At 67.8% G+C, this 23,405-nt stretch carries 21 protein-coding genes; 7 read left to right on the top strand and 14 right to left on the bottom strand.

Features of this window, described 5'->3' with window-relative positions; translation table 11 throughout:
• Nucleotides 1-264: 264 nt before the first annotated feature.
• The 9 genes from QRN67_RS02960 to QRN67_RS02920 all read right to left on the bottom strand — a co-directional run bounded on the left by QRN67_RS02960 (nt 265) and on the right by QRN67_RS02920 (nt 9,152).
• Nucleotides 265-1,128, bottom strand: coding sequence for an NmrA family NAD(P)-binding protein (locus QRN67_RS02960; protein ID WP_285410361.1), 864 nt, complete (start codon nt 1,126-1,128; stop codon nt 265-267).
• An 18-nt stretch (nt 1,129-1,146) separates the two neighbouring features.
• Nucleotides 1,147-1,458: a plasmid stabilization protein gene (locus tag QRN67_RS02955; RefSeq protein WP_285410359.1), complete on the bottom strand. Its 312-nt coding sequence runs from the start codon at nt 1,456-1,458 to the stop codon at nt 1,147-1,149.
• Between the two features lie 126 nt (nt 1,459-1,584).
• On the bottom strand, nt 1,585-2,286 hold the full coding sequence (locus QRN67_RS02950) for a glycosyltransferase family 2 protein (RefSeq protein WP_285410358.1): 702 nt from the start codon (nt 2,284-2,286) through the stop codon (nt 1,585-1,587).
• Nucleotides 2,283-2,888: a class I SAM-dependent methyltransferase gene (locus QRN67_RS02945; RefSeq protein ID WP_285410356.1), complete on the bottom strand. Its 606-nt coding sequence runs from the start codon at nt 2,886-2,888 to the stop codon at nt 2,283-2,285. Before QRN67_RS02945 ends, QRN67_RS02950 begins: the two co-directional genes overlap by 4 nt.
• Nucleotides 2,885-3,646 (bottom strand): PIG-L deacetylase family protein, encoded by a 762-nt coding sequence (locus QRN67_RS02940; RefSeq protein WP_285410355.1) that lies wholly within the window; start codon nt 3,644-3,646, stop codon nt 2,885-2,887. Before QRN67_RS02940 ends, QRN67_RS02945 begins: the two co-directional genes overlap by 4 nt.
• Nucleotides 3,634-4,653: an acyl-CoA dehydrogenase family protein gene (locus tag QRN67_RS02935; protein WP_285410353.1), complete on the bottom strand. Its 1,020-nt coding sequence runs from the start codon at nt 4,651-4,653 to the stop codon at nt 3,634-3,636. The genes QRN67_RS02940 and QRN67_RS02935 overlap by 13 nt, the downstream gene beginning before the upstream one ends.
• A 134-nt stretch (nt 4,654-4,787) precedes the next feature.
• On the bottom strand, nt 4,788-5,411 hold the full coding sequence (locus QRN67_RS02930) for an alpha-ketoglutarate-dependent dioxygenase AlkB (RefSeq protein WP_285410351.1): 624 nt from the start codon (nt 5,409-5,411) through the stop codon (nt 4,788-4,790).
• Between the two features lie 10 nt (nt 5,412-5,421).
• Nucleotides 5,422-6,702, bottom strand: coding sequence for a family 16 glycosylhydrolase (locus tag QRN67_RS02925; protein ID WP_285410350.1), 1,281 nt, complete (start codon nt 6,700-6,702; stop codon nt 5,422-5,424).
• 152 nt (nt 6,703-6,854) lie between these two features.
• Nucleotides 6,855-9,152, bottom strand: coding sequence for an ATP-dependent DNA helicase (locus QRN67_RS02920; protein WP_285410348.1), 2,298 nt, complete (start codon nt 9,150-9,152; stop codon nt 6,855-6,857).
• Between the two features lie 157 nt (nt 9,153-9,309).
• Here QRN67_RS02920 and chrA point away from each other — a divergent pair, with 157 nt between their 5' ends.
• The 6 genes from chrA to QRN67_RS02890 all read left to right on the top strand — a co-directional run bounded on the left by chrA (nt 9,310) and on the right by QRN67_RS02890 (nt 17,442).
• On the top strand, nt 9,310-10,677 hold the full coding sequence (chrA, locus tag QRN67_RS02915) for a chromate efflux transporter (protein WP_285410347.1): 1,368 nt from the start codon (nt 9,310-9,312) through the stop codon (nt 10,675-10,677).
• Between the two features lie 126 nt (nt 10,678-10,803).
• Nucleotides 10,804-14,316 carry a response regulator gene (locus QRN67_RS02910; RefSeq protein ID WP_285410346.1) on the top strand — a complete coding sequence of 1,171 codons (3,513 nt, stop codon included), beginning with the start codon at nt 10,804-10,806 and terminating at the stop codon, nt 14,314-14,316.
• A complete protein-coding gene (locus QRN67_RS02905) occupies nt 14,313-15,194 on the top strand; it encodes a CheR family methyltransferase (RefSeq protein WP_409195452.1) in 882 nt (293 codons plus the stop codon). Before QRN67_RS02910 ends, QRN67_RS02905 begins: the two co-directional genes overlap by 4 nt.
• Entirely contained in the window at nt 15,191-15,793 is a 603-nt protein-coding gene (locus tag QRN67_RS02900; protein WP_285410344.1) for a chemotaxis protein CheB, read from the top strand. The genes QRN67_RS02905 and QRN67_RS02900 overlap by 4 nt, the downstream gene beginning before the upstream one ends.
• Nucleotides 15,783-17,006 carry a hybrid sensor histidine kinase/response regulator gene (locus tag QRN67_RS02895; RefSeq protein ID WP_285410342.1) on the top strand — a complete coding sequence of 408 codons (1,224 nt, stop codon included), beginning with the start codon at nt 15,783-15,785 and terminating at the stop codon, nt 17,004-17,006. Before QRN67_RS02900 ends, QRN67_RS02895 begins: the two co-directional genes overlap by 11 nt.
• A gap of 73 nt (nt 17,007-17,079) precedes the next feature.
• Nucleotides 17,080-17,442, top strand: coding sequence for a response regulator (locus QRN67_RS02890; protein ID WP_081270594.1), 363 nt, complete (start codon nt 17,080-17,082; stop codon nt 17,440-17,442).
• 7 nt (nt 17,443-17,449) lie between these two features.
• Here the strand turns inward: QRN67_RS02890 and QRN67_RS02885 are convergent, their stop codons facing one another.
• From QRN67_RS02885 to QRN67_RS02865, 5 genes are all read right to left on the bottom strand, one after another.
• Nucleotides 17,450-17,806, bottom strand: a complete 357-nt coding sequence (locus tag QRN67_RS02885; RefSeq protein ID WP_285410341.1) for a hypothetical protein — start codon at nt 17,804-17,806, stop codon at nt 17,450-17,452.
• A complete protein-coding gene (locus QRN67_RS02880) occupies nt 17,803-19,254 on the bottom strand; it encodes a DUF1501 domain-containing protein (RefSeq protein WP_285410339.1) in 1,452 nt (483 codons plus the stop codon). The genes QRN67_RS02885 and QRN67_RS02880 overlap by 4 nt, the downstream gene beginning before the upstream one ends.
• Nucleotides 19,255-19,276: 22 nt before the next feature.
• Nucleotides 19,277-21,100: a DUF1800 domain-containing protein gene (locus QRN67_RS02875; protein ID WP_285410338.1), complete on the bottom strand. Its 1,824-nt coding sequence runs from the start codon at nt 21,098-21,100 to the stop codon at nt 19,277-19,279.
• A 199-nt stretch (nt 21,101-21,299) separates the two neighbouring features.
• A complete protein-coding gene (locus QRN67_RS02870) occupies nt 21,300-21,656 on the bottom strand; it encodes a hypothetical protein (protein ID WP_081270590.1) in 357 nt (118 codons plus the stop codon).
• 109 nt (nt 21,657-21,765) lie between these two features.
• Complete coding sequence (locus QRN67_RS02865) at nt 21,766-22,716, bottom strand: adenylate/guanylate cyclase domain-containing protein (RefSeq protein WP_081270589.1); 951 nt, start codon at nt 22,714-22,716, stop codon at nt 21,766-21,768.
• 337 nt (nt 22,717-23,053) lie between these two features.
• Between QRN67_RS02865 and QRN67_RS02860 the strand changes: the two genes are divergently transcribed.
• The gene (locus tag QRN67_RS02860; RefSeq protein WP_285410336.1) at nt 23,054-23,389 is read left to right on the top strand and encodes a hypothetical protein; all 336 of its coding nucleotides are present in this window, start codon (nt 23,054-23,056) and stop codon (nt 23,387-23,389) included.
• Nucleotides 23,390-23,405 lie beyond the last annotated feature (16 nt).

Raw genomic sequence — 23,405 nt, 5'->3', positions numbered from 1 at the left:
GGGATCGTATAGACGCGCCACGCCGCGGGCAAACGGGCTTTGACGGCGTGACAAGACGGTGTGTTGGGCGATGTTGGCAGGGGTAGAACGCGCGTTCGAGGCAACGTCGCGCAAGACGAACGCATCGTGCAGGCGCACCTGCGTGCGCGCCGGGTGCAAGTTGTCAGGCTGCCGCCAGAGATCGCTGCGGAATGTCCGATTCGCGCGAGCGCCAGAGCCGCTTCCGCGCCTTTCGGCCACGCGATTGGCGCGTTGCCAACATCGCTAACCTGGGCTTTTTCTGACCAGCGCGGTGATGTAGCCAGCCAGCGTGATCGCGCCGCGCTCCGGCCGCTGCGGCTCGAACCTGTTTTCGAGCGTGATGCGCGTCATCTCCGCATAAGACCTGGCCGCTGCGTTCGAAAAGCCCAGCGCCTCGAATGCCGGCACCCATTGCGCCTGCGGCGTCTGCACTGCCTCCACCGGCCGCCCCAGGGCCTCTGCGAAAGCCGCCGCCACGTCGGCCGACGAGTAGCGCGCCGGCCCTTCGACATGGTGCGGCCCCGAAGACTCGGCCGGCCCCAGCATCAGCTTTGCACCGAACTCGCCCAGGTCGTGCGGCGCGACCATCGGCAGCGTGAAATCCGGCGGGTACATGGTGTGCACCTTGCCCTCTTCGCGCGCGGTCTTGAGCGACGCGTCCCAGTTGCTCATGTAGTAGGCCGCGCGCAACGCGCTGAACGGCGCCGGCCCGGCCTGCAGCGCCTGTTCCATCTCGTAAAGCACGCCGAGGTCGCCGATGCCTTCGCCGGGCTGCGCGCCATACACCGATTCGGCAACGATCTTCTCTGGCCTGCAGCCTTCCAGCGCGGCCAGGATGGCGCGCAAGCTGCGGCGTTCCTCGGCGACCGTGTCGGTGGACGGGGGCGCCGGCGGGTTCAACACGAAGATCCTCTTGCCGCCCTGGAACACCCGGTGCAGCGCGGGCGTGTCGAACACGTCGAGTTCCGCCACGCGCGCGCCCTTGCGGCGCAACGCTTCGGTCTTGCTCGCATCGCGCGTCAGCACGGTGACGGGCTCGTTGCGCCCGAGCAAGGCCTGCGCGAGCGCCGAGCCGACGTGTCCCGTCGCGCCAAGAATGATGTGCATCGCCAGCGCCCCGGACGCTCAGCCACGCGTCTCGGCGTTTCGCTTGCGGGTGGCGGCGGCTTTCCTGGCCGAGGCGGAACGCTCGGCTGCCGTGCGGTGCGCCGCGGCAGCGCCACCCAGCCGGCCGCCCTTGCGCGCCGGCGCATGGTTCTCGGCCTTGCCGCGGCCCGAGCCCGACTTCTTTCCGCCGCCGGTCTCGGCGTTCACCGTGGCCCAGGCGCGGCGCTCGGCTTCGGCCTTGCCGACGCCGCGATGTTCGTAGCCTTCCTCGATGTGCTCGGCCTGCCGCTTCTGCTTGTCCGAATAGGACGACTTGTCGCCTCTTGGCATGTTGCTGCTCCTGCAAGGTTGAGGAGCTTCCGATGCTGGAGATGCAAGCGGCCTTGCGGGTAAGAAGACGCAAGCGCCTCGCGTAAGCGCTGTCTGTCTTGTGTCAAGGGCGTGTCAGCAGGCCACTCACGCCGGCGTGCCGGCGAGCAGCGGCACCGGTGCTGCCAGCGAAGCCACCATGGCCAGCAGCGTGTCGCCGAAGCCGCCGCGCGCACGCGCATCGGTTCGCGCGCTGGTGGTGACGCGCGGGCCGGCACTCCAGGCAATGCGCGCACCGCTGGCCTCCAGCGCCTCGACCAGCGCCACGTCTTCGCTGCAGGCCAGCGGCGCGAAGCCGCCGGCACGGCAATAGGCCTCGGCCGCCACGCCGAGGTTGGCGCCGTGCACATGCCGGTGGTTGTCGGCATGCGTGTAGCGGCTGTCGAAATGCGCCCTCGCCCGCTCGCCCTCGGCGCCGAGCACGCTCCAGTCGTCCACGCTGACGCAGCCGCACACCGCATCGGCGTTTTCGGCCAGTTGCATCGCAAGCCAGTCCGGGGCGACCACGGTGTCGGCATCGGTGAAGGCCAGCCAGCGCGCGCCGGCCTCGATGCACAGCTCGGCACCACGGGCACGCGCAATGCCGACGTTGCGCACGTCGAGCGCCAGCCGCGCCACGCGATGCTGCTCGGCGATGCGCTCGCTGCCGTCGGTGCAGCTGTCGAGCACCACGATCACGCCGACCGGCTCGCCGCACAGCGATTCGTGCCGCGCCGCGACCCAGACGGCGGCCAGCGTGGCGCCCAGCCGTTCGCATTCGTTGTGCGCGGGAATGACGACGCCGATCACCGGATGCCCTCGCGCTGCGCCACCGAGCGGCCGTCGCGCGCCCATGCATGCAGCACGAAATCGTCTTCCTCGTGAAGCACGAGGCGCGCGAGGCCGAGCGCGCCGAGGATGCCGTGCACCTCGTCAGTCGGCAGGCTTCGCTGCTCGAAGCCGGGCCGCCAGTCGCAGGCAACCAGCGTGCCGTCCGCGGCCAGCGAGGCTTTGCAGCATTCGGCCACGCGCTGCATGTCCGCGCGCTGCAGGAAGTAGCCGACTTCGCTGAGCACGATCAGGTCGAAGGGGCCGGCGTCCCGCGGCCAATCGCCGGGCAGCGCGTGCTGTTCGACACGCACGTTGGTCAATTCGCGGGTGCGCTCTTGCGTGATCTGCACCGCGCGGTCGGAAAAATCGCTCGCCAGCAGTTGCCCGCAGCGTGCCGCGAGCGCATGCGTGAGTTCGCCGGCGCCGCAGCCGGGTTCATAGGCCTTGGCGTAGTGCTGCCGCGGCAGCGCGGCCAGCAGCACGGCGCGCTTGCGGGCTTCATACCAGCGGTCGCGCAGCGCATACGGGTCGTCGCTGTGCGCATAGAGCGCGTCGAAATAGGGGCGCTGACCATCGGTCACAGGAACACCACCTCGTAAGGCCGCGCGGCGCGTTGCACGGTGGTTTCGCGCAGCACCGGGCCGGAACCGGTGGACGCGTCACTGCGCAGCTGGCTGGTGAAGGCCTGTACCGCCGCGCGCTTGCGGCGCACGGCTTCCTCGCTGAGCAACAGGCGAAAGGCGTGCTGCCACGGCATGCGCGCATCGCCGGGGTGCGACCAATGCCAGCCCCAGACCGGCACTTCGACCAGCCGCGCGCCCGCGCTCGCCGCAGCCATGGCACAGGCCTCCCCGGTGGCTTCATGGTCGGGGTGGCCGTCGTTGCGCCAAGTGGTGAAGACCACGTCGCGTGGCCGCAGCAGCGACACCAGGCGCGCCGCGAGCACCGCCCGCTGCTCCTTCAGGCCGCCATCGGGCATGCCCAGCCGGGTGGGCTCGATGCCGGCCAGACCCAGGCGATGCAGCGCCCTCAGGCTCTCGCGCGGGCGGGCCTGCGCGAGCCGCTCGGGCGGCCATTCGGTGGACCCCTGATGGCTGGCGGTGCCGTCGGTCACGGCGATCACTTCCACCGGCGTGCCGCTGTCGGCAAGCTGCGCGAGCAGTCCACCGACGGCCAGCACCTCGTCATCAGGGTGCGGCGCGACCACGACCGCGCGCGACCCCGCGGGAACCAGATCGTGCGGCGAAACCGTGGGCAGGCCCGCCAGGCCGGGCCAGTTGCGCCATTCGGCTTCGGTCGTGCCTTCGCCGCGGATGGCGCGGCTTTCTACAGCGTCCATGGCGACGTTCCCTCTTCGGTGTTGCTGGTGATGATCGACTGGCCCAGCGCCGCGAGGTCGCGCTCGGCATGGCTCTGGCGCAGGAACACCGGCAGATCGGCCATGGCGCGCGCGAACTTCGGTTCACGGCACAGCGGGCCGGCGCCCACCGCCCGGCCGGCGTGGTGCATGAGTTCTTCCGCAGCCCGCTCCACAGCGAGCCGGACCCGCATCGCGACGCGCTGCGCGTTGTCTCGCGGATGGCGGTCGATCCATTCGGCGGATTCGCGCAGCAATGCAGCGGCGCCGCCGAGCGCGACCTCCATGGCGCCCAGATGGGCCAGCCGGTGAGCGTCGGCCTTCGGCCCGGTGGATTCGCGAACCCGCCGAGCGATGCCGAGCGCGCCGCCGAACCAGCAGGCGGCGATGCCCGCCCCACCCTGCCAGAAGCCCGGGCGCCGCGTGTAGTCGCCGGGCTGGCCGACCAGCACGGCCCGCGCGTCGTCGAAGCGCACGTCCACGCTGGCGCTCGCGGCCATGCCGACGGCATGCCAGCCTTCGCCGGTCACGCGAACGCCGGGCTGGTCCATCGCGACCGCGGCCAGGCACGGTTGGCCTTCCGTATTCCAGCCGCTGACCACCGCATGCGTGACGCTGGCCGCGCCCGAGCACCAGGCCTTGGTGCCGTTCACCCGCAGATCGCGCCCGCCTTCAGCCGCTTCGAAAACGACGCGCGCATCGGGCGGCTCGGCGCACCACGTGCCCCAGCGCGCGCCAGGCGGAACGGCCGGCACGCCGCCGAGCTCGGCCAGGATGGCGAGCGCGTCGGTGTGGCCTTCGAAGAGCTTGACGAGCGAGAGATCGTGCGCCGCGACCGCCGCCAGCACGCGCCAGCGCGCGAGGGTCTGGCCGCCGCCGGGCAGCGGCAGCACGTCGAGGCCCGCGTCGACCAGGTGCTTCAGCGCCAGATCGCGGCCATGCCGGAGCGTGAGGGAGGCAAGGGCATCGGCGGGGTCTGAATCGAACATCGCCCAACCTTAGAAAAGCCTCGCGCGCCGACCCGTCGGCGCGCAGCACCGGCGCCTGTAGGAGCCTGGCTGCCGCTCGGCCTCTTCGTCCGTCTGTGCGCAGGCCCTGTCTTTCGCCCGCCGGTTGCGCGTGGTCAGCGCGTTCTACGTGTTCGCAGGGTGATGGAGTAGCGCAGCGCCTCGGTCGGTGCAATGGCGTGTTGCCATGCCCAGCGCGCCGGCCCGCGCAGCAGGTAGACCGAGCGCGGCTCGATCAGGAACTCGAGCGCGGCCGGCCCCGAGGCCGGTGCGCCCGGCACGTAGGGCCTGAACTGCATCACCGCGTCGTTGTGCAGCGAGACGCCGATGATGTCCTCGAAGTCGGGCACGTCGCGGTGCCATCCGAGCGGCGTGCCGGGCCGGTACTCGGCGATCAGCATGTGGCCGAGGTCTTCGGGCGCGATGCCGGCCCACGCGGCGACCTTCGCGCGCAGCGGGTGCAGTGCTTCCGGCAGCGGCGGACCGGGCTTGAGGCGATTGGTGTCGAAGTCATAGCTGCCGCCGAAGCTGGTGCCCCGACGCCGCGCCGTGTATTCCATGTAGCGCATCTCCTTGAGCGGCAGGCCCTGCACGATGCCCAGCAGTTCGGCCTCTTCGGCAAGCGACAGGAAGGCGCGCTCGTAGCGCAGGCCATCGACGGCCGCCGCCGGCGCCTCGCCGAACAGGTCGGGCTGGGCGGCGTGCTCGAGGCGTCTGGCAGTGCGCGTCTTCCTTGTCATGTGCCTTCAGTCATGGTTGCCAGAGGCGGACCCAGTCGACCTGCATGACCGGATTGGAGCTTGCGCCTCGCCGGCCATAGCCTTCCGGGGGAATATTGCCCGCCCAGGCCAGGTCCTTGATCTCGGTGGTCAGCAGGATGTATTCGGGGCTTTGCGAAATCCCTTCGGAGGTCTCCCAGAACTGCTTTCCGTCAAGGAAGAACTGATATTTATCCGAAGTCCAGAGCACCCCTGCCGTATGCCATTCGGAAAAGGACTCTCCCACCGGGAGCGGATTCACGCCGCTGCCGGCGCTCTTCTTCTCTCCCTCCTTGTAGCCATTCCAATGCACCGCGCTCGAATGCCGGTTGCTGAAATCACCCACGTTGTTTGCCCCGACCGCACGGTGCTCGATGATGTCGATTTCAACGCCTGCGGCCGGATTTTCCGGCGTGTACGCCCTGTTGCTGTTGGACATGAGCCAGAACGCGGACCACTGCCCCGGAGCGTTCACGAATCGAACGCGCGCCTCGATATATCCGAAGGTGAATTTGCAGCCCGGGTCCTTGTTCGTATCCAGCCAGCCCGTGTAGTGCGTGCCTGCGTCCGTATAGGTCGAGATCGTCACGATGCCGTCGGCTACATCGATGGCGCTGGGCGTCTGCTGCGCGTCGTCCCGCTTTTCATTGACCATCCGCCACTTTTGGCCGTCCACGCTGGTGCCGTCGAACTCGTCATGCCAGGCGAGCCGATAGCCGGTTGCCGGGGTGGGCGCGGTCAATACCGCGAAGTGCGCGCTGGACCGCACCGCTCCCCCCGTGGTTCGAACGATGACGGGGCCGCTCGTGGCCGACGCGGGCACGGTGACGGAGATTTGCGTTGCCGAGTCCACGCGGAATTGCGTCGCCGATACGGCTCCGAAGCTCACGGAGGCGGTTGAATCGAACCTGGAACCGGTGATGACAATCACCTTGCCGGCGACCTCGGCAGACGGAGAGAACGATTGAACGGTCGGGCTCGTCGCCGTGGGCGAGAAATCCTCGGCCGTCGTGGCGACGCCGTGAGATGCCGGCTGGTTTTCAACGGATGAGACAGTTGCGGGCGGTGACGACTCGTTGCCGGACGGATGGGTGGCAGCAGGGAGCAGATTTCCCACGCCCGCCGTCGGCCCGCTGCTCGAGCCGCCGCCCCCGCAACCAGCCAGAGCAGAGCCTCCCAGGAACACCGTTGCGGTCTGCGCACCCATTTGCAAAAAATTTCTGCGCGAGCTTTCGGCAACTAACGATTTGCTAATCAATTCAATTGATTTCATTAAAGACAATCCTGCTGTTGAAAATTCCCATATCGAGTTTAAGCATCGAATAAGGCATCGACAGGAAGCACATTGCAAGAATGTCTCGTCAGTTTTAATTCGCAGTTAATTCCATTTCAATGGGAAAGCCTGAATATCAACAGCGGCTTAATTCATTGCGCGCCATCTGCATCCCCGGCCATTCGCACGTGCCACCAGCGCGGCAGCAGTTCGCGGATTTCGGCGCGCGCGAAGCGGTCGTCCAGCAGATGCAGCACGCCCCGGTCTTCCTCGGTGCGGATCACGCGGCCGGCGGCCTGCACCACCTTCTGCAGGCCCGGGTAGAGGTAGGTGTACTCGTAGCCCTTGCCGAAGCGCGCCTGCATGCGCTCGCGGGTGATCTCGTTGAGCTCGTTGTATTGCGGCAGCCCCAGGCTGGCCACGAACGCGCCGATGAGCCGGCTGCCCGGCAGGTCGATGCCCTCGCCGAACGCGCCGCCCAGCACCGCGAAGCCGATGCCCTGCCCGCCTTCCTCGAAGCGCGCGATGAAGCCGTGGCGCTCGGCCTCGCGCATGCCGCGGGTCTGCGTCCACACCGGCACCCCGGGGTGCCGCATCGAGAAGGCGGCGCAGGCTTTCTCCAGGTAGTCGAAGCTGCTGAAGAACGCGAGGTAGTTGCCCGGCAGGCGCTCGAACTGCGCGCCGATGATGTCCGCCACATTGCGCAGCGAGCCCGCGCGGTCGCGAAAGCGCGTCGACACGTCCATGGCCACCTCGACGCGCAGTTGCGCGCTGTGGAACGGCGAGGCCACGTCGAGCAGCGCGGTGTCTTCGGGCAGGCCGAGGGCGTCGCGGTAGAACTCGAAGGGCGACAGCGTGCCCGAGAAACAGGTGACCGACGCCGCCTCCACGAAGCGCCCCTGCAGGAACGGCGCCGGCACCAGGTTGCGGATTGCCAGCCTGCGCGCCTGCTGCGTGGCGCCCAGCGTGCGCTCGAACACGGAGTGATCGCCGAAGGCCTCGGCCAGCCGCGCGAAATGCAGCGCGTCGAAGAAGAAGCGCTGCAGCGGCCCCTGCGAGGCGTCGGGCGTGGCCGCGAAGTGCTCGGCCATGGCGGTGTTGGCCGCCTGCAGGGTGCGAAGAAAGCGCTCGGGGATCTCGTCGCCGGTTTCGTAGCCGGCCTGCTGCGACTGCTGCACGGTGTCCCACTCGCGGAACACGCGGGCCAGCGGGCCGCGCAACACGGCCGGGGCCACCCGGTGGGCTTCCTCCAGCGCGCCGCCGTCGAGCTCGGCGGTGTACATGCCGCGTGCGCGTTCGAGCAGGTTGTGGGCCTCGTCCACCAGCACGGCGGCGCGCCAGTCGGCCTCGCGCATGGTGGCGTAGAGAAAGGCGCTGCTGTCGAAGTAGTAGTTGTAGTCGCCGACGATGGCGTCGGCCCAGTGCGCCATTTCCTGCGCGAGGAAATAAGGACAGACCTCGTGCGCGAGGCCGATGTCACGCAGCGCCTGGCGGTCGAGCCACGCAACCTGCGCGGCCTGCTCGCGCGCGGCGGGCAGCCTGTCGTAGAAGCCCTTGGCGAGCGGGCATGCGTCGCCGTGGCAGGCGCGGTCGGGGTATTCGCAGACTTTTTCGCGCGCCGCGAGTTCGAGCACGCGCAGCCGGCCCTGGCCGCGCCCCTTGTCGAGCACCCGCAGCGCATCGAGCGCCACCGGCCGGCCCGAAGTCTTGGCCGTGAGGAAGAACAGCTTGTCGATCCTGCGGGCGGCACGCGCTTTCAGCAGCGGGAAGATGGTGGCCAGCGTCTTGCCGATGCCGGTGGGCGCCTGCGCCATGAGGCAGCGCCCGCCGGCGCCGGCGCGATAGACGGCCTCCGCCAGTTCGCGCTGGCCCGCGCGGAAGCTGCCGTACGGAAACGCAAGCGCGGCCAGCGTGCCGTCCAGCGCGGCGCGGTGCGCGGCTTCGCTTTCGGCCCAGGCGGCATAGCGGCCGCACAGCAGCTCGAAATGCTCGCGCAGTGCCTCGCGGGTGTGGTGCTCCTCCAGCACGGTCTCGTCGCCTGTAGCGATGTCGAAATAGACCAGCGCGACGGTCATCTCGTCGTGGCCGTCCCGCTCGCAGAGCATCCAGCCGTAGGTGCGGGCCTGCGCCCAGTGCAGCGCGCGATGGTTGCCGCGGATGGCGTCGAAGTCGCCTCGGAAGGTCTTGATCTCTTCCACCCTTGCCTTGTGGAATTCATAGCCGTCGGCGCGGCCGCGCACATGCACGCCGCCGCAGGTGGCTTCGAGCCCGACCTCGCATTCATAGTCGCCGCCGCGCCGATGCTGCACCAGCGCGTGGCCGGCCATGCCTTCGAGCGCGCTGGGCGCGGGCACGAAGCGAAGGTCGAGGTCGCCCGCCTTCGCGCCGAAGGCGCACAGGGCCTTGACGGAGACGGTATGCGCGACCGGAAGGGGGGATTCGGAGTCCATTGCGAAACAACTGGATGGATATACAGATGTTATCGCCTGCCGCAAGCAAGGACCACTCCTGGGGCTGCTACGATGCCGCACCGGGAAAACAGCCTCCCGGCCTGCAAAGCAAGACGGTGTCCCGTCCAAGCGCTGGAGACCCTCGACGGAGCATTCCGTGGACACTGCCCTGCCCGACGCAACCCTGGCGCCTTCCGCGCCCCCGCAGCCCGTTACTTTTGCCGAAGCCTTGCGCTTCTGGCTCAAGCTCGGCTTCATCAGCTTCGGCGGCCCCGCCGGGCAGATCGCGATCATGCACACCGAGCTGGTCGAGCGCCGCCGCTGGATCAGCGAGAAGCGCTTCCTGCACGCGCTGAACTTCTGCATGCTGCTCCCCGGCCCCGAGGCACAGCAACTGGCCACCTACATCGGCTGGCTGATGCACAGGACCCGCGGCGGCATCGTCGCCGGCGCTCTGTTCGTGCTGCCTTCGCTGTTCATCCTGATCGCGCTGTCGTGGATCTACCTCCGCTTCGGCAACGTGCCCGCGGTGGCCGGCGTCTTCTACGGCATCAAGCCGGCGATCACCGCGCTGGTGCTGCATGCGGCACATCGCATCGGCAGCCGGGCATTGAAAAACAGGTGGATGTGGGGCATCGCCGCCGCGGCCTTCGTGGCGATCTTCGCGTTCGGCACGCCGTTTCCGGCCATCGTGCTGGCGGCCGGGCTGATCGGCTACTTCGGTGCAAAACGGGCGCCCGGTGTCTTCGCGCTGGGCGGCGGGCACGGCGCGGCCCAGCAGAGCTACGGTGCCGCGCTGATCGACGACGACACACCCACCCCGCCGCACGCGCGCTTCTCGCGCCCGCGGCTGTTCAAGGTGCTGGGCGCCGGCCTGGGCCTGTGGCTCGCGGCCATGGGGGTTCTTGTCGCCACCCAGGGGCTGCACGCGACCCTCACGCAGATGGGCTGGTTCTTCACCAAGGCTGCGTTGCTGACCTTCGGCGGCGCCTATGCCGTGCTGCCCTATGTCTACCAGGGCGCCGTCGAGCAGCATCACTGGCTGTCGGGGGCGCAGATGATCGACGGACTGGCCCTGGGCGAGAGCACGCCGGGCCCGCTGATCATGGTCGTGGCTTTCGTCGGCTTCGTCGGGGGTTGGCTGCACCGGGTGCTCGGGCCTGATTCGCTCTTCCTCGCGGGAGCGCTGGCCGCCACGGTGGTGACCTTCTTCACCTTCCTGCCCTCATTCGTCTTCATCCTGGCCGGCGGCCCGGCCATCGAGGCAACGCACGGCAAGCTGGGGTTTACCGCGCCGCTGTCCGCCATCACCGCGGCGGTGGTGGGCGTGATCCTGAACCTGGCACTCTTCTTCGCCTATCACGTGCTGTGGCCGCAGGGCTTCGGCGGGCACTTCGACGCCATGTCGGCGGCAATAGCCGTGGCGGCGGCCGTTGCCTTATTCCGCTTCAAGGTCGGGGTGCTGCCGCTGCTGGGTGGCTGCGCGGTGCTGGGGCTGCTGCTGTCGTTGCTGGTCCCGGTCTAGCTGGGGCGAATCGACGGCTTCGCTCCCCCATGAAATCGCATGGGATGGCCCTGACGAGGTCTTCTCCGACAGTACCAGCGTCGTTTTTCGGCAAAACTTGACAAGTTTTGCTTACAAATGCGACCGATGAACACTCCCTCCGCGATAGACCCCGAAGACTTCGACCGTCTGCTGAGCCGCAATCTCAAGCTTCCCCTGATCGGCGGCATCTTCGGCGCCGTGGTGTTCGTCGCGCTGATCCTGTTCCTGCTCAACACCATCGGCTGGGTCGAGCACACCGACCGCGTGACCCGTGCCGCCAGCGAGCTGCAGCGCCAGAGCATCGACATGGAGACCGGCATGCGCGGCTTCCTGATCACCGGTGACGAGACGTTCCTCGAGCCCTACCAGAGTGCCCTGCCCCGCATGAAGTCCGACACGGCCGCATTGCGCGAATTGGTGTCGGACAACCGCCAGCAGGTCGAGCGCATCGACCGCATCGCGTCCATCCAGGCCACCTGGACCGAATTCGCACGCAGCCTGATCGCCGCGCGCCGCGCCGGAGAGGACGCCCAGGCCCAGGTGCGGCTGGGCCGCGGAAAGCGGCTGACCGACGACATGCGCGCCGAGTTCACCGCCTTCATCGACACCGAACAGGCGCTGCGCTTCCAGCGCAACAACGACGCCAACCGCACCGCGTGGTGGGTGATCTGCCTGTTCCTGCTGTTCACGCTGACGCTGACCGGGCTGGTGGCCTACTTCGGCCGACGGCAGCTGGTGCGGCTTTCCGACAGCTACGACGTGGTGCTGAAGGAGCAGTCGGCGCACGCCGAACGCCTGTCGCATGAGGCCTGGCTGCGCGGCGCGCAGACCGAACTGGTGGGCGAACTGGTGGGCGAGCTCAGCGCGCCGGACATGGGCCGCAAGGTCCTGGCTTTCTTCTCTCGCCACCTGGGCACGTCGGTCGGCGCCATGTATGTGCGCGAGCGGCATGGGCCGCTGCGTCGGGCCGCGAGCTACGGCTTCTCCAGCGCGGCCGAGGCCACGCCGCAGGTTTTCTCGCCGACCGAGAGCCTGGTGGGCCAGGCCGCGGCGGAGCGCCGCCGCATGGTGATCGAGCCCGTGGATGCCGACTACCTGAAGGTCAATTCGGGCCTGGGCGAGATGACGCCCAAGGCCGTACTGCTGCTGCCGGTGGGCAGCGACGGCATGGTCAACGGCGTGGTCGAACTGGGCCTGCCGGCCCCGCTGGACGAGCGCGGCAGCCAGCTGCTGGACGTGGTGGCCGACGACATCGGCACCTCGCTGGCGGCGGCGCGATACCGCGAGCAGCTGCAGGACGTGCTGGCAGAGACCCAGCAGCTCAACGAGGAACTGCAGGTGCAGCAGGAAGAGCTGCGCACCGCCAACGAAGAACTCGAGGAGCAGTCGCGTGCGCTGCGTGCCTCCCAGGCCATGCTGGAGAACCAGCAGGCCGAGCTGGAACAGACCAACAGCCAGCTGTCGGAGCGCACCGAGGCGCTGGACCAGCGCAACACCGCGCTGCGCCGCGTGCAGCGCGACCTGGAGGACCGCGCCGACGAACTGCAGCGCGCGAGCCGCTACAAGTCGGAATTCCTGGCGAACATGTCGCACGAGCTGCGCACGCCGCTGAACAGCGCGCTCATCCTGGCCAAGCTGCTGGGCGACAACCCGCAGGGCAACCTGACGCAGGAGCAGGTGAAGTTCGCGGAGTCGATCTATTCGTCGGGCAACGACCTGCTGGTGCTGATCAACGACATCCTCGACATCTCGAAGGTGGAGGCCGGCAAGCTCGAAGTGGTGCCGGAAGACGTGTCCCTGCGCCGGCTTGCCGAGAGCCTGGAAACCACCTTCCGCCCGCTGGCGAAGCAGAAGAACCTGAGCTTCCGCCTCGAGATCAAGCCCGACGCGCCAGCCTCGCTGGTGACCGACCGCCAGCGCGTGGAGCAGATCTTGAAGAACCTGCTGTCGAACGCGCTCAAATTCACCGACCGTGGCGAGGTGGCGCTGGTGGTGTCTGCCGCAGCGGACGGTGGCGCCAGCTTTGCGGTTACCGACTCGGGCATCGGCATCGACCCGCAGCAGCACGAGCTGATCTTCGAGGCCTTCCGCCAGGCCGACGGCACCACCAGCCGGCGCTACGGCGGCACGGGGCTGGGCCTGTCGATCTCGCGCGACCTCACCCATCTGCTGGGCGGCACGCTGGCAGTGCAGAGCCAGCCGGGCCAGGGCAGCACCTTCGTGCTGCAGCTTCCGGCCAGGGCGCCCCAGGCACCGGGTAGTGCACAGGGCAATGCATCGGCAGCTCCTTCGGCCGTCTACACGCCCAAGCCGGCGCACGCCCCTGTCGGCCTGGCACCGGCCGCGCCTGCCGTGCCGCTCCCGCCCCATCCGCCCTCCCCGGTACCCGCGCCGCAGTTCGCGGACGACCGCTCGCTGCCGCGCGACCAGGTGCGCCGCGTGCTGGTGATCGAGGACGAGCCGCAGTTCGCGCACATCCTCTACGACCTGGCGCACGAACTCGGCTACCGCTGCCTGGTGGCGCACGGCGCGGCCGACGGCTTCGAGCTGGCCACGCAATTCGTGCCCGACGCCATCCTGCTGGACATGCGCCTGCCCGACAGCACCGGCCTGGACCTGCTGCAACGCCTGAAGGACTCGCCGCACACCCGCCACATCCCGATCCACGTGGTCTCGGCCGCCGACAACGCGCAGGGCGCGGCGCTGCAGATGGGCGCCATCGGCTACGCGCTGAAGCCGACCACGCGCGACGAGCTGATGCGCGTCTTCGGACGGCTGGAAGACAAGCTCACCCAGAAGGTCAAGGTGGTGCTGCTGGTGGAAGACGACGAGCTGCAGCGCGAGAGCGTGATGCGCCTGATCGAGGACGACGACATCGAGATCGTGGCCGTGGGCTCGGGTGAAGAAGCGCTGGAACTGCTGCGCACCCGCGTCTTCGACTGCATGATCACCGACCTGCGGCTGCCCGACATGCAGGGCAGCGAGCTGCTCAAGGCCATGGCGGCGGAGGAGATCGTGTCGTTCCCGCCGGTCATCGTGTACACCGGGCGCAACCTCACGCGCGACGAGGAAACCGAGCTGCAGCGCTACTCGCGCTCGATCATCATCAAGGGCGCGCGCTCTCCCGAGCGCCTGCTCGACGAGGTGACGCTGTTCCTGCACAAGGTCGAAGCCGAACTGTCGAGCGAGCGCCAGGGCATGCTCAAGACGGCGCGCGGACGCGACCGCATCTTCGAGGGCCGCACCATCCTGCTGGTGGACGACGACGTGCGCAACATCTTCGCGCTGACGAGCGCGCTCGAGCAGCGCGGCGCGGCCGTGGAAATCGGCCGCAACGGCCGCGAGGCGCTGGAAAAACTCGACCAGGTGAGCGAGATCGACCTGGTGCTGATGGACGTGATGATGCCGGAGATGGACGGCCTGGAAGCCACGCGCCGCATGCGCGCCGACCCGCGCTTCGAGAAGATGCCGGTCATCGCCATCACCGCCAAGGCCATGAAGGACGACCGCGAGCAGTGCCTGGCCGCGGGCGCCAACGACTACCTCGCCAAGCCCGTGGACCTGGAACGGTTGTTCTCGCTGCTGCGGGTATGGATGCCGAAAATGGAGCGCCTGTGACCACTTCACGCCCCGGTTCTCCCGCGACGCCGCTCACGGCGGTCGCGCCGCCGCTGCCGCCCCTGAGCGACACCGAGATCGAGCTGCGCCTGCTGATGGAGGCCATCTACCTCAAGTACAGCTACGACTTCCGCAACTACACCATGGCCTCGCAGAAGCGCCGCGTGCTGCATGCGCTGGAGCAGCTCGGGCTGCCGAGCATCTCGGCGCTGCAGGACCGCGTGCTGCGCGACCCGGTGCTGTTCGGCCGGCTGCTGCAGTTCCTGACCATCCCTGTGAGCGAGATGTTCCGCGACCCGGCGTACTTCCTGGCGCTGCGCCAGCACGTGGTGCCGATCCTGCACACCTACCCCTCGGTCAAGGTCTGGGTGGCGGGCTGCAGCACCGGCGAGGAAGTGTTCTCGCTCGCCATCCTGCTGCGCGAGGAAGGCCTGCTCGAGCGCACGCAGATCTACGCCACCGACATCAACCCGGCCTCGCTGGAGAAGGCGCGCCAGGGCATTTTTCCGCTGGAGGCGATCCGCGGCTACACCACCAACTACCAGCGCGCGGGCGGGCGCAGCGCGTTCTCCGACTACTACACCGCCGCCTACGAGGCCGCGCGCTTCGACCCCTCGCTGTGCGCCGACGTGATCTTCGCCGACCACAGCCTGGCGACCGACAGCGTGTTCGCGGAAACGCAGCTGGTGTCGTGCCGCAACGTGCTCATCTATTTCAACCGTGAGTTGCAGGACCGGGCGCTGGGGCTGTTCCACGAGTCGCTGTCGCACCGCGGCTTCCTGGGACTGGGCTCGAAGGAAAGCATCGACTTCTCGGGCTATTCGGAGCGTTTCGAAACACACGCGCGCGCCGAGCGCATCTACCGCAAGGCCTCATGAAAAGGCGGCTTCGCTCGACCAACAAGCGCGTGGAGGCCGTGGTGCTGGGCGCCTCCGCGGGCGGCATCGACGCGCTCAACACCCTGCTGCAGGGCCTGCCCGCCAGCTGGCACCTCCCGATGACGGTGGTGCTGCACCTGCCCGAGGAACACGAAAGCCATCTGGCGGAGATCTTCGCGCAGCGGCTGCCCATGCCGGTGCGCGAGGCGGCCGACAAGATGCCGCTCGCGGCGGGCAGCCTGTACTTCGCGCCGCCGGGCTATCACCTGTCGATCGAGCGCGAGCGCTCCTTTTCGCTGAGCTGCGAGCCGCCCGTGCTGTTCTCGCGGCCGTCCATCGACGTGCTCATGACATCCGCGGCCGATGCCTACGGCCCCGCCCTCGCCGGCTTCCTGCTGACCGGCGCCAACTACGACGGTGCCGAGGGGCTGCACCGCATCCATCTGGCCGGCGGGCTGACCGCCGTACAGGACCCGACAGAAGCTCAGATCCCGACCATGCCCCAAGCCGCCATCGCGCGCCACGCCCCCGACTACGTGCTCCCATTGCGCGAATTGCGAGCCCTGCTTCTGCAACTGGAGTCGGCCCATGAACATTGACATCGAGAGCAAGCTGCTGATCGTCGATGACCTGCCGGAGAACCTGCTGGCGCTGGAGGCGCTAATCCGTGCGCCGGGGCGCGTGGTGTACCGCGCGGCCTCGGCCGAAGCGGCGCTGGCGCTGCTGCTGGAACACGAATTCGCTCTGGCCATCGTCGACGTGCAGATGCCCGGCATGAACGGCTTCGAGCTGGCCGAGCTGATGCGCGGGACCGAGCGCACGCGGCACATTCCCATCATCTTCGTGAGCGCCGCGGGGCGCGAGCTGAACTACGCCTTCCAGGGCTACGAAAGCGGCGCGGTCGACTTCCTGCACAAGCCGCTGGACCCGCACGCGGTGGTCAGCAAGGTCAACGTGTTCGTCGACCTGCACCGCCACCGCAAGGCGCTGCGCCACGAGATGGACCAGCTCGCGGCCGCCCACCACAAGCAGGAAGAGCTGGTGCAGCAGTTGCAGCACACCCAGCGCGAGCTGGAGCGCGCGGTGCGCATGCGCGACGACTTCATGTCGATGGTGTCGCACGAGCTGCGCACGCCGCTGAACACGCTCTACCTCGAGGCCCAGCTGCGCCAGCTGCATCTGTCGAAGGGCAACCTCGCCAACTTCGCGCCCGACAGGCTGCCGGCGATGATCGAGCGCGACCAGCGGCAGATCCGCAACATGGTGCGGCTGATCGACGACATGCTCGACGTGACGCGCATGCGGCGCGACGCCCTTTCCATCCAGACCAAGCCGGTGGACCTGAGCGCGCTCTCCCGCGCGGTGGTCGAGAACCTGCGCCAGCAGGCCGAGGCCGCCGGCTCGGTCATCACGCTGCACGCACCGCCCGAACTGCGCGGCGTGTGGGACGAATTCCGCATCGAACAGGTGCTGACCAACCTGCTGACCAACGCGCTGCGCTACGGCGGCGGCAAGCCGGTGGAGATGACCGTGAGTCTCGAAGGCGACAGCGCCCGCGTGGCGGTGCGCGACCAGGGCATCGGCATCGCGCCGGAGGACCACGCCCGCATCTTCGAGCAGTTCGAACGCACCGACGACAGCCGCCGGCATGCGGCGGGGCTGGGCCTGGGGCTGTACATCACGCGCAAGATCGTGTGCCTGCATGCCGGGCGCATCGGCGTGGAGAGCGCGCCCGGCGAAGGCTCGACCTTCGTGGTCGAACTGCCGCTGCAGATCCCCGAGGCCGCCAGCGCCGCCCCGCAAGCGACGTAGGCATGCTCCTACCCCCACGCGCGCGGGCGCCCGCGATACTGATGACCTTGAAAACCCGGAAAGAAACAAAGCTGTGAATGTGCTGATCGTCGACGACAACGAAGCCGCGGCCGACCTGTTGCAGGAACTGCTGACATTGCAGGACCACACGGCGCGCTGCACCTACACAGCCCGACAGGCGCTCGACGCGGCCGCCGCCGAGAGCTTCGATGCCGCGCTGATCGACCTCACGCTGCCCGACTTCCCCGGCACCGAGGTGGCGCGCCAGTTGCGTGCCAATGCGGCCGCCGGCGCGCCGAAGCTGCTGGTGGCGATCTCGGGTTTCTCGGCCAACGACAGCGGCGGCCAGTCGGCCAAGGGCCTGTTCGACCACCACCTGCAAAAGCCTATCGACATCGACAAGCTGGACCGGATCCTGGCACAGCCGCCCGGCTGAGCACCGTTCAGCGCCGCTTGCCGCGCCTCGTGTAGCTGCGCATGGCCTCGTAGCGATACAGGCGGAAGCCCTCCTTCTGCAAGAAGCTGACCGGCTCCCAGCCGCGGGCCAGCGCGCTGTCGGTGATCTGCGCCATCTGCACGCCGAGGTAGTCCTGCAGGCTGTCGGCCACCGCGAGTTCGAACTTCTCGAGTTCGCCGTCGAGCGCTTCCACCGCCGCAATGGCGGCATCGACGCTGGTGAAGGGGTACAGAGGCATCGACGTCGAATCGATGGTGCGCACGCGCGGCGGTTGCGGCGGGCTGGGCAGCTCCGGCGCGAAGCTGATGGTGGCCCCGCCTTCCATTCCGATGAGTCCGGTCATTTCATGAACCCGATGTCGCGCGGATAGGCGATGCCGCTCGGCGCCGTCAGGCCGAAGTTCCTGAGGTTGGGCAGGATGGCGTTCAGGTCCGCATCCGGCACGCCGAACCAGCGCGCCAGCGTGGCGGCGTACTGGTCCACCGAGGTGGTCGGCAGCAAACGGCCCTGGCCGACGTGCCACTGGTCTTCGTCGGCGGAGCTGTTGCCCACGCTCACCGGCGGCGGCGTGCCGTACAGGGCCTTGCCTTTCACGGCGCCGCCCATCACGAAATGGTGGCTGCCCCAGCCGTGGTCGGAACCGTTGCCGTTGCTCGACAGCGTGCGGCCGAAGTCCGAGGCGGTGAAGGCCGTCACGTTCTCCGACAGGCTCCATGCATCCATCTGCGCCTGGAACGCGGCCATGGCGCCGGAAAGCCGCTCCATCAGCGGGCCCTGCTTGGTGTCGATGTCGTCGTGCAGGTCGAAGCCGCCCATCGACACGAAGAACACCTGGCGCTTCACGCCCAGGGCCGTGCGCCCGCGTATCAGGCGCGCGACCATCTTGAGCTGGTCCGCCAGGTTGGTATTCGGAAAGCCGGCCAGGTCGTTCATCTGGATGGCGCCGGTGATCTTGCCTTCGGCGTCGGTGGCGCGTTTCGTGACCTTGTTGTATTCGTTCTCCAGCGTATGGCCGCGCGCCTGCTGCGCGATCTGCTGCATGGCCGCCTTGACCGCCGTGGACCCGTAGACGCTGCCGCTGGCACTGCTCACGCTGGCGATGCGCACCGCACCGCCCGTGCCGACCTGGTATTGCTGCGCCTCGTCGCCCGACAGGAACACGGTGTTGCCCGACACCGAGATGCAGGTGAACAGCGACCCCGTCGCGTTCTGCGAAAGCGCGAGGTCGCCGATGTTGCCGCCCCATCCGATGGTGGAGCCTTCGGGGGACGACGACTGCCACACCGACTGCTGGTCGTTGTGCGAGAACAGCTTGGGCGGGATCGGGAAGTCCTTGCGGTTGCCGCTGTTGAACTGCGCGCGCGTGAGCGGCTTGATGAGCGGTCCGACGTTGAGCTGCACCGCCATCCGGCCCTGGTCGAACAGCGTGGCCAGGCCGCTCATCTTCGGGTTCAGCGCGTACTTGCGGCCACCGGCAAGCGAGGTCGTCGGCTTGAGCTCGGTGAGCGCGAGCGCAGCGTCCGAAGGCAGTGCGATGGCGCCACGAATGCTGCTGTACCTGGCATAGCTGGCGTCGTCATAGGCGACGAGGGTGTTGGCGTAATCGTTGCCGCCGAACAGGAAGATGCAGACCAGTGCCTTGTAGTCATCGCCGGGCGCGCCCTGGGCGGCGGCCTCGCCCATCGCCGCGAGATTGATCGCGAACGGCATCGCGGTGCCGGCCATCGCGAGGTGGCCCGCGCGGCGCAGGAAGGCGCGGCGCGTGTGCTCGGCTGGATTGATCAGGTACATGTGCGGATCGCTCCCGTGTGCTTCATTTCTGGACGAGGTATTCGGGCGAGCCCATCACCAGCAGTACGCCGGCGCAGATGAGGTTGAGCCGCGCGGCGTCGGTGCCGGGGTTCACGAGCGGTGCCTTGGAGAGCGCATCGGTGATGAGCGCCACCGTGCCGGCCGACAGCTGGTTGCCTGCGAGCAGCAGGTTGAGCCGGCGCACCAGCGCGGCGGGGTCGGCGCTCAGCGCCTTCTCGGCCGCGTAGCTGGCCGTCACGTCCTTGCCGTCGAAGCCGTTGAGCAGCTTGTCCTGCATGAAGTTGAGGTAGCCGCCAACGCTGGTCTCGTTGACCAGCTGGAACTCTGGCGCGACCATCTTGTTGCTGGCGATGGCCGTTGCCGGCGGCACGTAGCCCGGCCGGAAGAAGTTGAAAACCGAGGGCGAACGCAGCGGGCTCTGGCCCAGGGACCGGCTCGGATCGGAGGTGTTGTCGATCTTCCAGCTGTCCTTGGACGAGCCGATGCCGAAAGTGCGGCCCCATTGCACGAGCCGCAGCATGGGCTCGCGCAGGCGGCCGAAGTTGGGGTTGGCCAGGCCCGCGGGTTCACGCGCCTCGTCGTCCAGCAGCACGGCGGCAAACACGCTCTTCATGTCGCCGCGCACGCCAGCGCCGTTATTCGCGAACGTGTCGGCCACGCGCTTGACGTAGGCCGGGCTGGGGTTGCTCGTCACCAGCCGCTGGATCAACTGCCTGCCGATGAAGGGGGCGACGTTCGGGTGGTTGAAGAGCGTGTCGAGCGCGGTCTTCAGCGCCGCCGGGCCGGGCGTGCCGGCGGGAACCGTGGCGCCGAGGAAGCGGGCCTCCAGCATCGAGTGCTTCGCGGATGTGAAGGCCATCGGACGCGTGGTCCAGGCATTGGCCTCGATGACGCCGCCGCCCGGCGTGGTGAAGCTGTTGCGCTCGGCGGGCTTGATGTCGAGGTCGTAGCCGGTGAAGACGCGCGCGAGGTTCGACACGTCGTCCTGCACGTAGGTCTCGATCGGCTGGCCGTCGGCGCCGGTCTTGAGCGTGCCGTCGCCGTTGAGCTGGTACAGGCCGATGGTCATGAGCTGCATGACCTCGCGCGCGTAGTTCTCGTCGGGCTGGCGGCCGGACGCGTCTTCCTTGCGGTTGTCGCGCGTGTTCAGGTAGAAGCCCATCGCGGGGTTCAGCGTGACGTCTTCCAGCAGCTGGCGGAAGTTGCCGGTGACGCCTGCGACCAGCACGTCCCAGTACTGGGCCATCATGTGGACGGGCCAGCTGGAGCCGATCTCGTTGGCCGAGACCACGAAGATCTCGCTGAGCGCCAGTGCCATGCGCTTGCGAACCGGGTCCGGGGAGACCATCAGCTCGCGCCAGATCATCGGTTCGATGTCGACGCTGCCGTAGGGCCTGCCATTGGTCCAGTCCCAGGCGGTTGGCGCACGCGCCGCGCCGAAGCGCTCGCTGAGCCAGGGAAGATAGCCCTTGGCGCGCACATCGGCAATTTCCGCGTCGGAGGCCGAGAACTGCGCCTGCAGAAGGAAGCGCGCCGCTTCTTCGTCGGTCTTGGCCTGGGGGTAGTGATAGGGGCCGGTGTCCGCCGCCGCGTCAGGAGCGGCACCTGGCGCCCCGTCGCCGATACCGACGAACGGGAGGCTGCTTCCGCCACCACCGCCGCCCCCTCCTCCGCCGCACGCAGCCAGCGCCGCCGAAATGGAAAAGCCGGCCAGCGCTTTCAGGGGGCGTCCGGCGCCGCCTGGCCGTTCTTCTTCGGTTCCTCTTGCCGCCGCCTCCTGGGGCATGGGTGCCTCGACCCGAGCCACCTCGATCTGTTCCGCCATGGTCCTCGCTCCTTCGGCATTTCCGTGCCGTTGGAGCGCTCAAGGCAAGCGGCATGCCTTGCGGAATTCCGGGGTACGGCCGTGCGGGCGCAAGGGAGCAAAACCCAAGAATGTGACTTTTTGTGACTTTTTCGTCACCTGCAGAAACAAAAATGGCATGCCAGAAGGCATGCCATGGGTTCGGGAGTAAGGAAAGCCGTCAGTCGCGTTCTTCGTAGTATTCGCCGTTCGGCGGACGGTACGGATAGCCCGGGCCGTAGTAGACCCGGCCCGCCGGCGGCACGTAGACCGGGGCCGGACGGTAGTACACGGGCGGCGGAGGACGGTAATAGACCGGCGGCGGCGGTGCGTAGTAGATGGGGGCCGGATACGAATAGACCGGTGCCGGCGGGTAGTAGGCAGGCGCCGCCGGATAGGTCTCCACATAGCCCGGGGTTCCGATCTGTACCGACCAGCTCGTGCGCGCACTGGCGGACCCCACGGCGAGCAGCGCGGCGGCCGCGATGGCGCCGAAGGCGGCCCATTTGAAAACGGAAGAATGATTTTTGGTGTTCATTGCGGCTCCAGAGCCAGAAAGGACCGGGGCGGACAGCGCCCGGGTCCATACGCAACGCATCTTGCACGCGCGCGGTGCACCCGGCGCGCCGACAGATGGTTGCCAAACGTCACCGACGCGCGATTTCCCGGCGCGTCAGCATCACGTCGCCGCCAGTCGTGTTGAAGGAAATGGTCGGGGCGCTGAAGTCGCTCAGCGGCGCGCCAAGGCCGATTTCCCCGCTGCCGTGCAACAGGCATTCCTCGCGCCGCAGGGCGATTTCGGTGCTGGGGCCGCCGTTGCCATGAAAACGCACCCAGGTGCCGTAGGTGCTGACGTCGATCAGCACGCAACTGCCCTGCCGCACCTCGATGCGCGCATGCAGCCGCGACACGCGTGGGTCGTTCACCACGAACTGCGCGTCGTCCACGCGGCCGAGATGGATCGGCAACTGCTCCAGGCTGAACATGGAGCGCACGTCGAGCCAGGCCAGTTCGATCTGGCCGAACGATGAATCGGGCATGCGCGCGGGCGCCAGCGCTGCGGGCACGGTCAGGAAAGACGTCACTTCCTCCTGCCAGTCGATGCGGTGCACCACCGACATCTCGCTGCGCCCGCGAATGTTGATGAGCCCGAGGTCGCGGTGCTGCACGCCGCCATCGCGCAGCTGCGAGATCACGGCATCGGTCACCCAGATCTGGCCGGGGCCGGCAAGGTCGCTGAGCCGCGACGCCAGGTTGACGGCGTCGCCATAGCAATCGCCCTCGACCTCGACCACATCGCCGCTGGCCACGCCGATCTGCAGGGCCATGCGCAACGGCGCGGGCCAGACCAGCAGGCGCTTCTGGTGATAGCGCTGCAATTCGATGACCGCGTTCGTGGCGGCCGAGCCACTGGAGAAGATGGCAAACACGCCGTCTCCCAGCGACTTGACGACCCGCCCGCCATGGGCCTGGCAGACATTGCCGATCCATTGGGTAAGTCGCGTCACGGTTTCGGTGGCTCTTGCATTGCCCATGGCCTCGAAGACCCTGGTGCTCCCCGTCAAGTCCGCGAATACGACTGTGGAATTGACACCCATATTGTTGTGGTTCTCGAATTGCGATCTCTGGTTAATGATGGTCGGCGCCCCTCATGTTCCTCCGCAAGCAGTTTTCCCTGGCACGCGCCTGGTCAAGGAAACGATCTGCACAACTTCGATGTCGACGGAGTTGTATACGCGGGTAACAGGACGACGGATTCACAAATTGATCACAACCAGATGTACTACTTTAGAAAACAAAATTTAATTGCTGTTTGAAATCGTAGGCAAAGCGTGTTGTTTCAAGACAAGAAACACTGTTCCGGATCTTGTGCAACCGAGAACTGAGGCTTAAGGTAGCGACCGTTCTGGCTTTCGGCAATACGCTTTTCGTCCCATGCTTTTCCGCCGCATTCTTCGTCTGCTGAACGTACCCGGCCTCGGGTCCCGCCAGGTGGCGGAGAACCAATTGGGGCGCATCCGTACCGCGATGCTGTCGATTCTCCAGGGCCACGGCGGTCACTCCATACAGCGAGTCAGCCAGCGCGTTCGCTTCGCCGTCGATGTCGAAGCCCTCTGGTATCTGCGCCAGGACGTGATGATCGCGCTGAGCGCCATCGACGGCGAAACCGCCGCACGCCGCCAGATGAAAGCCATCAACAGCATGTTCAAGGGCGGCCTGCCCGGCTCGATGGCTCCCCGCACGCACCAGCGCTTCACCGACAACGGCTGAAGCCGCGCGACGGCCT

This window comes from Variovorax sp. efr-133-TYG-130 (assembly GCF_030208835.1).
In the GTDB taxonomy this organism is placed as follows: domain Bacteria; phylum Pseudomonadota; class Gammaproteobacteria; order Burkholderiales; family Burkholderiaceae_C; genus Variovorax.
This window is presented reverse-complemented; position numbering and strand designations above follow the sequence as displayed.

Bases quoted from the DNA above. Each gene is read 5' to 3' on its own strand.
- QRN67_RS02880 (WP_285410339.1), bottom strand. From the start codon at position 19,254: ATGTACCTGATCAATCCAGCCGAGCACACGCGCCGCGCCTTCCTGCGC.
- QRN67_RS02920 (WP_285410348.1), bottom strand. From the start codon at position 9,152: ATGGACTCCGAATCCCCCCTTCCGGTCGCGCATACCGTCTCCGTCAAG.
- QRN67_RS02960 (WP_285410361.1), bottom strand. From the start codon at position 1,128: ATGCACATCATTCTTGGCGCGACGGGACACGTCGGCTCGGCGCTCGCG.
- QRN67_RS02875 (WP_285410338.1), bottom strand. From the start codon at position 21,100: ATGGCGGAACAGATCGAGGTGGCTCGGGTCGAGGCACCCATGCCCCAG.
- QRN67_RS02900 (WP_285410344.1), top strand. From the start codon at position 15,191: ATGAAAAGGCGGCTTCGCTCGACCAACAAGCGCGTGGAGGCCGTGGTG.
- QRN67_RS02955 (WP_285410359.1), bottom strand. From the start codon at position 1,458: ATGCCAAGAGGCGACAAGTCGTCCTATTCGGACAAGCAGAAGCGGCAG.
- QRN67_RS02940 (WP_285410355.1), bottom strand. From the start codon at position 3,646: ATGGACGCTGTAGAAAGCCGCGCCATCCGCGGCGAAGGCACGACCGAA.
- QRN67_RS02885 (WP_285410341.1), bottom strand. From the start codon at position 17,806: ATGACCGGACTCATCGGAATGGAAGGCGGGGCCACCATCAGCTTCGCG.
- QRN67_RS02895 (WP_285410342.1), top strand. From the start codon at position 15,783: ATGAACATTGACATCGAGAGCAAGCTGCTGATCGTCGATGACCTGCCG.
- QRN67_RS02935 (WP_285410353.1), bottom strand. From the start codon at position 4,653: ATGTTCGATTCAGACCCCGCCGATGCCCTTGCCTCCCTCACGCTCCGG.
- QRN67_RS02930 (WP_285410351.1), bottom strand. From the start codon at position 5,411: ATGACAAGGAAGACGCGCACTGCCAGACGCCTCGAGCACGCCGCCCAG.
- QRN67_RS02910 (WP_285410346.1), top strand. From the start codon at position 10,804: ATGAACACTCCCTCCGCGATAGACCCCGAAGACTTCGACCGTCTGCTG.
- QRN67_RS02860 (WP_285410336.1), top strand. From the start codon at position 23,054: ATGCTTTTCCGCCGCATTCTTCGTCTGCTGAACGTACCCGGCCTCGGG.
- QRN67_RS02870 (WP_081270590.1), bottom strand. From the start codon at position 21,656: ATGAACACCAAAAATCATTCTTCCGTTTTCAAATGGGCCGCCTTCGGC.
- QRN67_RS02925 (WP_285410350.1), bottom strand. From the start codon at position 6,702: ATGAAATCAATTGAATTGATTAGCAAATCGTTAGTTGCCGAAAGCTCG.
- QRN67_RS02865 (WP_081270589.1), bottom strand. From the start codon at position 22,716: ATGGGTGTCAATTCCACAGTCGTATTCGCGGACTTGACGGGGAGCACC.